Genomic DNA, 8,335 nt, shown 5'->3' with positions numbered 1-8,335 from the left:
GATCTCAGCGAACTTCGCCGCCAGCGCGGTCCTGAACTCCTCGGTCATGCTCATGTCATCAGCATGCCACCCTACTCAACATATCCACGGTTAATTTACAGGCGAGCCCTTAGGGGTGTCGGGTGGTGTGGCGGGCTCGGCTTTACGGCAGCAAGGACCGGGGCGAGTTGGTGCATGCGCAAGGGGTCCGAGGGCCTATCGCGTCATGTCGGGTGACTGGCGGGGCTGATGTGGCAGGTGTGGCACTGCGGCTGGACGTGAAGGCCACCTTCACGGCGTAAGGCGTACTCAACTAGGCCTTGACGACGTCTCTGCCCTGCCGAAAGTGCTTTCGGGAGTCCCAACAGTCACATCGCCATCACCGGCGCCACCTGCACGGCGTGACTGGCCTTCAGTTCCGCTACCAGCACCCGTTCGCCCCGGTCCTTGCTGCGTCAGTCCTCGACGAGGCCGGCGGAGGTGATGCGGTGCAGGGGGTAGCGCTCGTTGTCCGTGCCTTCGAGGATGCCGCCGCCGACCCGCACCGGGGTCACGACGCGCTGGCTCGCGGTGCCCCTCGAGTCAACGAACCCGATCCACACCTCGCGCTGGTCCTGTGCGGCCGTCGCCAACAGCGCCAGCGTCGCCGAGGTGTCCGAGCCGCCGGTGCCAGGCTGCCGCACCACGGCGGCACCTCGACGCCGGCTGGCTGCCAGATCGCCCGCACGAAGGTGCGCCACCACCTGCCGGACCTGGTCCGCGCTCATTCCGTTGTGCTCGACCGGGACCCGCCTCGCGGGCCGCGGACGCGCCGGGAGCCGCCTGCCGCTGGGTCGGATGTCCAGCACCCGGCCGTCCGGGCCCTCCGCAGCCGGGGCGAATCCGGCCGCGCGCAGGCCGTCGAGCACCTCGCTCAGCGGGAGCGGGCTGACCAGGACGGTCGGCGCGATCAGCCTGAGCTCGTACTCGGCGGCGGCCGGGCTGCCGAGGACCTCCGCCAGCAGCACCTCGTCGTCGCAGCGCAGGAACGATCCGGCCACCCCGCCGCGCAACCGGCCGTGGCGTCGGGCTACGTCGTCGATCAGGTAGGTCAGTGACTGCGGGACGGACGTGGCCGAGCGGCTCGCGAACAGCGCGTGCAGTTCGCCCGCGGTGCGGCCGGTGTCGAGCGCGCGGCGGACGGAGGTCTCGGTGACCCGGTAGACCGTCGCGTGGCCGGCGGACTCGATGTCCGCCACGGCGGCCATGTCGGCCGCCAGCTCGGGCTCCAGCGGCCCCGGCGCGATGACCGTGAGGTCCGCCTGCACGAGCACCTTGTCGACCGGTTTGGGCAGCGCGTCCATCATCGCGACCACCGCGCCCGCCCGGTCGTCGGCGAGGAGCGCCTTCGCGGCGGTGGTGAGGCTGCCGAGCGCGATCAACCCGAGTGCCGAGCCCTCCGCCATCGTCCAGCGCACGGTCTCGTCGCGCAGCCGGCCGCCGCGCCGCGGGGCGCGCCAAGCGAGTACGGACACCAGCTCGTCGGTGCTTTTCACCCCTGTTCCGTCCGGCAGGTCGGCGAGTGTCTCGAGCACACGGCGGCGGGCGGCCGGGGCGAGCGGCCGCCGCAGTTCGTCGGCGAGCGGCGCGATGGGCTTGTCCTTCGTGTCGCGGCCGCCGGCGAGACCGGGCAGGCGCGGCAGCTCGAGCCAAGCCTGCGCGAGCGTGATCCACCGCTGTGCGGGCGCCGAGGCCGTCCAAGAGTCCATCAGCGTGGTCGGTGTCCACTCCGGCGTCGCCGTTTCGCTGTCGGCGACCAGGCCGGCGCCGACGGCCAGCTCCACCAGGAAGGTCGCGCGGACCTCGTCGATGTCGTAGTCCTTGGACAGCTTCCGTAGTTCCCGAACGCCGAGGCCGCCGGACTTCAACGTCGGCGCGGGCTGTTTCGCCCAGGCCACGAGCAGCGACTCGGTCTGCCGGAGCAACTCCATCGCCTCGCCGGCCGCGGCCTCGTTCACCGTCGACGGCTGGTGCGGGTGCGTGGGTAGCTTCGGCTCCCGCAGGCTGCCCGGGGTGAACACGTGCCCGCCCCGGAGGTGGATGCCCAGCTCACGGGGAAGCTCGACGGTCTGATCGTCGCGGCGCAGCAGCAGCTCGCGCGCGAGGAGTCGTTGGACCGGGGTGGTCGCCCGATCGAGTGGAACATCGATCCGGGCATCGCGGGTGCGGCCGACCGGCGGGCCGGCGGCCAGCGTGGCCAGCAGGGCCCGTTCGTCCTCGCCGATGGCCACCAGCACCGCGTCGAGATCGACGTCGGCGAGCGCTGCCAAGGAACCGCCGAGCCCTGCCGGGAACGCGCCGAGCGCGTCGCGGACCGCACGCGGAACCCGAAGCTCGTCCTCGTCGCCCCAGACCAGCGCTCGTCCCCGCAGCCGCTCCAGCGCAGCGGAAATATCCTGCTCGATCAGCGCCTCGACCGTTTTTCCGGTGACGGGGCCGGAGTCGGCGCCGGCCAGCAGCAAGGCGTCGAGAACGGCGAGAGTCAACGTGTCGAGGTCCTCCGAGGCGCGCACGACAGAGCCGGTGGTGCCGGCTCGCGTGGCGAGCACGGTGGTGTCGGAGGGCGCGGGCGTCGCCAAGTCGCGCCGGGAGCGCAGAAGCTCGGCGAGTGCGTCGTCGGACGCTGCGCGCAGCCAGTCCGCCAGAGAGGTCGCGGGCATCGTTGTCCCAGGATACCGGGCGGGTGATCGGCGGTGGAGGGAAGTCGGGCAGACTATGTGCGAACCGGCTGATTGCAGCTTCACGCAGTACCTAGGAGGGCGTCGTGGCGAAGGGCGAGAACGGCAAGACGAACAGGGTCGACCCGACCTGGCCGACGGGCGCCGAAGGCGAGCACCCGGTGACCGAGCTCGCCGCGGACCGTCAAGGTGCGTTGTCGCCGTTCGGTGATCTGACATTCCCGCTCGAAGCGGTGCCGTACACGCACCCCGAGACCGAGATCAACTGGAAGTAACCGGCCGCTGTTGTTACTGGTCAGTCACCCCGGCGGACCTCGGGTGGCCCCCATCACGGCGCTAGGGTTCTCGTTGTCCTAGTCGCCTCACTGCGGGGGTTCATGCCATGCCGGTTCCCGGTCCCGGATACTCGATCACCGTCCGGGTCGAGGCCCCTGCCTCGTCGAGCGCCGCGGGTGACCTCACGACCGCCGTCGGACGCGTCGGCGGGGTGCTTACGGCGTTCGACGTCGTCGAGTCGCACACCGAATCGATCGTCGTCGACATCAGCGTCAACGCGTTGTCGGAGAACCACGCGAAGGACATCACGACCGCGCTGGAGACGTTGCCCGGCGTGGTTGTCCGCAAGGTCTCCGACCGGACGTTCCTGATCCACCTCGGGGGCAAGATCGAGGTCACCCCGAAGGTCGCGCTGCGTAACCGTGACGACCTCTCCCGGGCGTACACCCCCGGCGTCGCCCGCGTCTGCCAGGCGATCGCCGCGAACCCCGAGGACGCGCGCCGCCTGACCATCAAGCGCAACACCGTCGCCGTGGTCACCGACGGCAGCGCGGTGCTCGGGCTGGGCAACATCGGCCCCGCGGCGGCGCTTCCGGTGATGGAGGGCAAGGCGGCGCTGTTCAAGAAGTTCGCCGACGTCGACGCCTGGCCGGTCTGCCTGGACACCCAGGACACCGAAGAGATCATCCGGACCGTGCAGGTGCTCGCGCCGGTGTACGCCGGGATCAACCTGGAGGACATCGCCGCGCCGCGCTGCTTCGAGATCGAAGCCCGGCTGCGTGAACTGCTCGACATCCCGGTGTTCCACGACGACCAGCACGGCACCGCGATCGTCGTCGTCGCGGCGCTGCGGAACGCGCTGCGCGTGGTCGGGAAGAACATCGAGGACTGCAAGATCGTGATCAGCGGGGTCGGCGCGGCCGGCTCGGCGATCATCCGGCTGCTGCTGCGCCGCAACCCGGACGACATCGTCGCCGCCGACATCAACGGCATCGTGCACGTCGACCGCGACAACCTCGACGACAACCTCCGCCACGTCGCCGAGACCACGAACAAGAAGAACGTGTCCGGCACGCTGCACGAGGCGCTCGTCGGCGCCGACGTCTTCATCGGCGTTTCGGCGCCCAACCTGTTCGGCGCGGAGCAGGTCGCGACCATGAACGACAAGGCCATCGTGTTCGCGCTGGCCAACCCGGACCCCGAGGTCGACCCGATGGAGGCACAGAAGCACGCCGCCGTCGTCGCCACCGGCCGCAGCGACTTCCCGAACCAGATCAACAACGTGCTGGCGTTCCCCGGTGTCTTCCGGGGACTGCTGGACGCGCACGCCCGCAACATCGACGACAACATGCTTCTCGCCGCCGCTGACGCGATCGCCGACGTCGTCGACGCGGGCAGGCTCAACGCGTCGTTCATCGTGCCGAGCGTGTTCGACAGCGCCGTCGCCCCCGCCGTGGCCGAAGCCGTCAAGTCGGCCGTCCGCAAGGAACGCGCCGCCACCTGAGCCCCACGCAACTCGCCGTCGAGTTGCGGTACTTAGCGTCCACAACGATCGCAACTCGACGGCGAGTTGTTCAGGGCGTAGGGAGTACCCAGGCTTGTACGCCGGGCAGTTCGTCGAATCGGGCTTTGCTGTCAGTGGTGACCAGTAGTCGCCCGGTGGCGCAGGCCGTTGCGGCGATGATGAGGTCGAGTGCTCCGCGAGGCTGGCCTGCGATGCGGACGTGCCAGGAGTTCAGCGTGGTGTTCGGCGATCGCCGGTGTGTAGTCCTCGACGGGAGTGACTTCGAGTAGGCGATCCAGAAAGCCGCGTTGCGCTGCCTGTCAAACGGTATCGCCGTCGCCGAGAATGCCGGACAGGAACTTGGCGATGACCACGGCGGGCAACGCGACGTCATCGTCGGTGTCGATCGTTCCGGCTGCGAGCCGGCCCCTTGCTGCCCTCACGAGTACGCCGGTGTCGAGGATCAGTCTTGCCACGGGTCGCTGTCCAGTTCGGTGGCCTCGATGCTGGCCGCTTCAGCCACTCGTGTCGCGAAGTCCTCGTCGAACTCGTTCCGTCCTGCCCAATCCTGGAACAATGACAGCAGGGCGCTGCCGTTTGCCCGTGGGGCAGGAATGATGAGAGCCACGCGGCGGCCGTTGCGGGTAACCACGATCGTTTCGCCGTGCTCGGCTTCGTCGAGCACGGCGGAAAAGTTACGCGACGCTGGCGTCGTGGTGGAAAGGGTGCCTCGTGTCGTCGGGGCGGATGGGGTGCCGCGTAGCCTTTGCGCGTGAGTGAACTGAGCCACTTGGACGAAGCGGGCGCGGCCCGCATGGTGGACGTTTCGGCGAAGACGGCCACCTCCCGGACGGCGCTGGCGGGCGGTACGTTGCGGACTACGGCCGAGGTGCTCGGGCTGTTGGTCGCCAACGGGCTGCCGAAGGGTGACGCGCTGGCCACCGCGCGGATCGCCGGGATCATGGGCGCCAAGCGCACGCCGGAGTTGATCCCGCTGTGCCACCAGATCGCGCTGTCCGGGGTCGACATCGAATTCGAGCTCGGCGAGGCCGAGATCCACATCCGGGCGACCGCCCGCACGACGGATCGCACCGGGGTGGAGATGGAGGCGCTGACCGCGGTCGCGGTCACCGGACTGACCCTGCACGACATGATCAAGGCCGTCGATCCGGCCGCGACGCTCGACGCCGTCCAGCTGATCCGCAAGGACGGCGGGAAGCACGGTACGTGGACGAGGCCAGAGGGAAGAGAACGCGCATGAAACGCACCGCGAGGGTGATCGTCGCCTCGAATCGCGCGGCGAGGGGCGTCTACGAGGACAAGACCGGCCCGGTCATCGCCGCTTGGCTGGATGCACACGGGTACGAGGTGCCCGACCCCATCGTCGTCGAGGACGGGGAGCCGGTCGGTGCGGCGCTGCACGCGTGCCTGGCCGACGAGGTGCGGGTGGTGATCACCACCGGCGGCACCGGGATCTCCCCGACCGACCGCACGCCGCAGGTCACCGCGGCCCTCTTGGACTACGAACTGCCTGGGGTCGCCGACGCGATCCGCGCGGCCGGAGTCGCCAAGGTACCGACGGCGGTGCTGTCGCGGGGCCTCGCCGGCGTCGCGGGGCGGACGCTGGTGGTCAACCTGCCCGGCTCGACAGGCGGCGTGAAGGACGGACTCGGTGTGCTCGACGGCATCCTGGACCACGCCGTGGACCAGTTGGCGGGTGGAGACCACCCGCGGGTGGCCGAGTCGGACGTCCAGGTGCGGGTGGCGCTGGTCAGCGTGACCGACACGCCGATCTCAGTGGACGAGCACGCGCGGTTGGTCGACGACGCCGCTGCGGGAGCCGTAGTCACCTTCGGCGGTGTCGTGCGTGACCACGACGGTGGACGGGCTGTCCACAACCTGTTCTACGAAGGCCACCCGAGCGCGCCCGAGGTGCTCGAGACCGTGGTGACCGAGCTGGCAGCACGGTGGACCGGCGTGCGGGCCGTGGCCGTGAGCCACCGGATCGGCGCGCTGGAGATCGGCGACGTGGCGCTGGCGTGTGCCGTGGCCGCCGAACACCGCGGGCAGGGCTTCGCGGCCTGCGCCGAGCTCGTCGACGAGGTGAAGGCCCGGCTGCCCATCTGGAAGCACCAGAAGTTCACCGACGGCACCGACGAGTGGGTCAACTCGCCCTGAGCCGCTGGAGAACGTGAGGAAGCCCCGCCGGGATCCGGGGGAATCGCGGCGGGGCATCCACGTCAAACGTGAAGCGCCTGACTCATGCTCTCAGTGAGCAAGGGTCACTTGGTGGCGAGCTTCTGGCCGACGAGAATCAGGTTCTCGTTCGGGACGTACTGGGCGTTCAGCTCCTGCAGCTTGTGGAAGCCGCCCTGGACGTTGAACTGAGCGGCGATCTTCGACAGGGTGTCGCCCGCGATGACGGTGTAGTCACCGTTCGGGTTGGACGAGGTCACACCAGCAGCCACGGGGGCGGCAGTGGTGGCCTTCGGAGCGACCTGGGGGGTGCTCTTCTTGGTCGAAGTGCTCTTCTTGCTCGAGCCCTGGGTGTTCGAGCTCTTGTAGCTCGAGGTGGAACCGGCGTGCTTGCTGCACACGGGCCACGCGCCGGGGCCCTGGGCCGCCATGACGCGCTCGGCGACGGCGATCTGCTGTTCACGCGACGCGCTGGACGCGCTGCCGGAGCCGCCGTACGCCTTCCAGGTGCTGGCCGTGAACTGCAGGCCACCCTGGTAGCCGTTGCCGGTGTTGATGGCCCAGTTGCCGCCACTCTCGCACTGCGCGATGGCGTCCCAGTTGGTGGTGGATGCCTGCGCGGGGGTCGCAGCGATCGCCAGTGGGGCGCCGACCGCGATGCCTGCGACAGCGACGCGGGCAATGTTGCGGGTGGCAGCGGACATCTTGCGGTGCTTGCCTCGGTAAGACATGACTGATTGAGTCTCTCCTCCTGCGCCGGCGAGCCTGAGCTGCGGGTCAGGCCGCATGGGCCTGGCCGACCGTGAAGCCGGCTCACTTTCGCGTCGCACGTCGCTCCGCGTCCGTTCCCTCGTCCCTGTCCAGAAGTGCTTTCGCTCGGGGTATGGGTCCGGGGATCCGCTGGACAGGTATTGGCGCTTCGGATTCCCGGTGTTGCGTGACTGGTCGGGGCCAGCCGAAAAGCGACGCTACGTAATTTCGAGCTTGATCGGAAATTAATCGGCCTGTGACCTACATCACAGTAACAGCACGCAACCTATAACGATTGGGTCCTTTCCGCAGGTCAGAGCGCCGTTATCAGACCGTTTTCTTCCCGAGATATTTCACTGATTGTGAGGCTTGGATCACGTGTCGGACGAGCGACTGACCCATTCGCGAGGCGCCCCTAAGTGAAGAAGCGGCGCACTCTATTGATCAGTGCCGCTCTTCGCCACCGGAAAAGCACGTTAAGGCCAGCTCAAGAGTGTTGCACTCGGTGTTCTGACTGTCACTCAATACACGCAATAGCAGTTCGCGTATAGCTGAATCATTAGCCTTTTGTCGCCGAGTTGCGTGCGAAAGGCATCAGAAAGGCGTCTTTCCGCAGGTCACGACCGCGACTTCAGCCGCCCGCGAAGGGGGGCAGGACGTCGAGTTCGGCGTCGTTGGGAACGGCGCGGGCCAGGTCACGGACGGCGACGCCGTCCAGGAGCAGGCTGACGGCGTCCAGGATGCGGGGGAGCGTGTCCGGGTGTAGGCGCCTGAGCTCGGTGACGACGTCGCTGACGGACGCGCCCGCCTCGAGCTGGACCTTCTCCTCTTCTACCCCGGCCGCGGCGCGCGCGGACGCGAAATAGCGGATCAGGACCGTCGTCGTGCCCGGTTCCGTGCCGTCTGGCGTCAT

The 8,335-nt window shown here is 68.8% G+C and carries 9 protein-coding genes; 4 read left to right on the top strand and 5 right to left on the bottom strand.

All coding sequences use genetic code 11. The annotated features are described in order from the left end of the window. Positions 1–434: 434 nt before the first annotated feature. Positions 435–2,678 (bottom strand): helicase-associated domain-containing protein, encoded by a 2,244-nt coding sequence (locus JWQ81_RS26460; RefSeq protein ID WP_297545610.1) that lies wholly within the window; start codon positions 2,676–2,678, stop codon positions 435–437. 104 nt (positions 2,679–2,782) lie between these two features. Between JWQ81_RS26460 and JWQ81_RS26455 the strand changes: the two genes are divergently transcribed. Then, entirely contained in the window at positions 2,783–2,971 is a 189-nt protein-coding gene (locus tag JWQ81_RS26455) for a hypothetical protein (RefSeq protein WP_297545608.1), read from the top strand. 107 nt (positions 2,972–3,078) lie between these two features. Continuing rightward, on the top strand, positions 3,079–4,476 hold the full coding sequence (locus JWQ81_RS26450) for an NAD-dependent malic enzyme (RefSeq protein ID WP_297545606.1): 1,398 nt from the start codon (positions 3,079–3,081) through the stop codon (positions 4,474–4,476). Between the two features lie 320 nt (positions 4,477–4,796). Here JWQ81_RS26450 and JWQ81_RS26445 read toward each other — a convergent pair whose 3' ends face one another. Then, the gene (locus JWQ81_RS26445; RefSeq protein ID WP_297545604.1) at positions 4,797–4,952 is read right to left on the bottom strand and encodes a hypothetical protein; all 156 of its coding nucleotides are present in this window, start codon (positions 4,950–4,952) and stop codon (positions 4,797–4,799) included. Continuing rightward, a complete protein-coding gene (locus JWQ81_RS26440) occupies positions 4,940–5,266 on the bottom strand; it encodes a type II toxin-antitoxin system Phd/YefM family antitoxin (RefSeq protein WP_297545602.1) in 327 nt (108 codons plus the stop codon). Before JWQ81_RS26440 ends, JWQ81_RS26445 begins: the two co-directional genes overlap by 13 nt. Between JWQ81_RS26440 and moaC the strand changes: the two genes are divergently transcribed. Beyond that, the gene (moaC, locus tag JWQ81_RS26435) at positions 5,249–5,737 is read left to right on the top strand and encodes a cyclic pyranopterin monophosphate synthase MoaC (protein ID WP_297545600.1); all 489 of its coding nucleotides are present in this window, start codon (positions 5,249–5,251) and stop codon (positions 5,735–5,737) included. The genes JWQ81_RS26440 and moaC overlap by 18 nt on opposite strands. Further along, positions 5,734–6,654 (top strand): molybdenum cofactor biosynthesis protein MoaE, encoded by a 921-nt coding sequence (locus JWQ81_RS26430; RefSeq protein WP_297545598.1) that lies wholly within the window; start codon positions 5,734–5,736, stop codon positions 6,652–6,654. Before moaC ends, JWQ81_RS26430 begins: the two co-directional genes overlap by 4 nt. A 104-nt stretch (positions 6,655–6,758) precedes the next feature. Here the strand turns inward: JWQ81_RS26430 and JWQ81_RS26425 are convergent, their stop codons facing one another. Together JWQ81_RS26425 and JWQ81_RS26420 are read right to left on the bottom strand one after the other, a co-directional pair. Continuing rightward, complete coding sequence (locus JWQ81_RS26425; RefSeq protein ID WP_297545596.1) at positions 6,759–7,403, bottom strand: transglycosylase family protein; 645 nt, start codon at positions 7,401–7,403, stop codon at positions 6,759–6,761. A gap of 650 nt (positions 7,404–8,053) precedes the next feature. Continuing rightward, positions 8,054–8,335, bottom strand: a complete 282-nt coding sequence (locus JWQ81_RS26420; protein ID WP_297545624.1) for a MoaD/ThiS family protein — start codon at positions 8,333–8,335, stop codon at positions 8,054–8,056.

Source organism: Amycolatopsis sp. (assembly GCF_025464955.1).
Taxonomy (GTDB): domain Bacteria; phylum Actinomycetota; class Actinomycetes; order Mycobacteriales; family Pseudonocardiaceae; genus Amycolatopsis.
The sequence above is the reverse complement of the archived record's forward strand: the minus strand, read 5'-3'. Positions and strand labels throughout refer to the sequence as shown.

What these genes read in the sequence shown, in the direction of transcription:
- JWQ81_RS26460 (WP_297545610.1), bottom strand. Translation starts at nt 2,678, where the DNA reads ATGCCCGCGACCTCTCTGGCGGACTGGCTGCGCGCAGCGTCCGACGAC.
- JWQ81_RS26450 (WP_297545606.1), top strand. Translation starts at nt 3,079, where the DNA reads ATGCCGGTTCCCGGTCCCGGATACTCGATCACCGTCCGGGTCGAGGCC.
- JWQ81_RS26430 (WP_297545598.1), top strand. Translation starts at nt 5,734, where the DNA reads ATGAAACGCACCGCGAGGGTGATCGTCGCCTCGAATCGCGCGGCGAGG.
- JWQ81_RS26425 (WP_297545596.1), bottom strand. Translation starts at nt 7,403, where the DNA reads ATGTCTTACCGAGGCAAGCACCGCAAGATGTCCGCTGCCACCCGCAAC.
- JWQ81_RS26420 (WP_297545624.1), bottom strand. Translation starts at nt 8,335, where the DNA reads ATGACGCCAGACGGCACGGAACCGGGCACGACGACGGTCCTGATCCGC.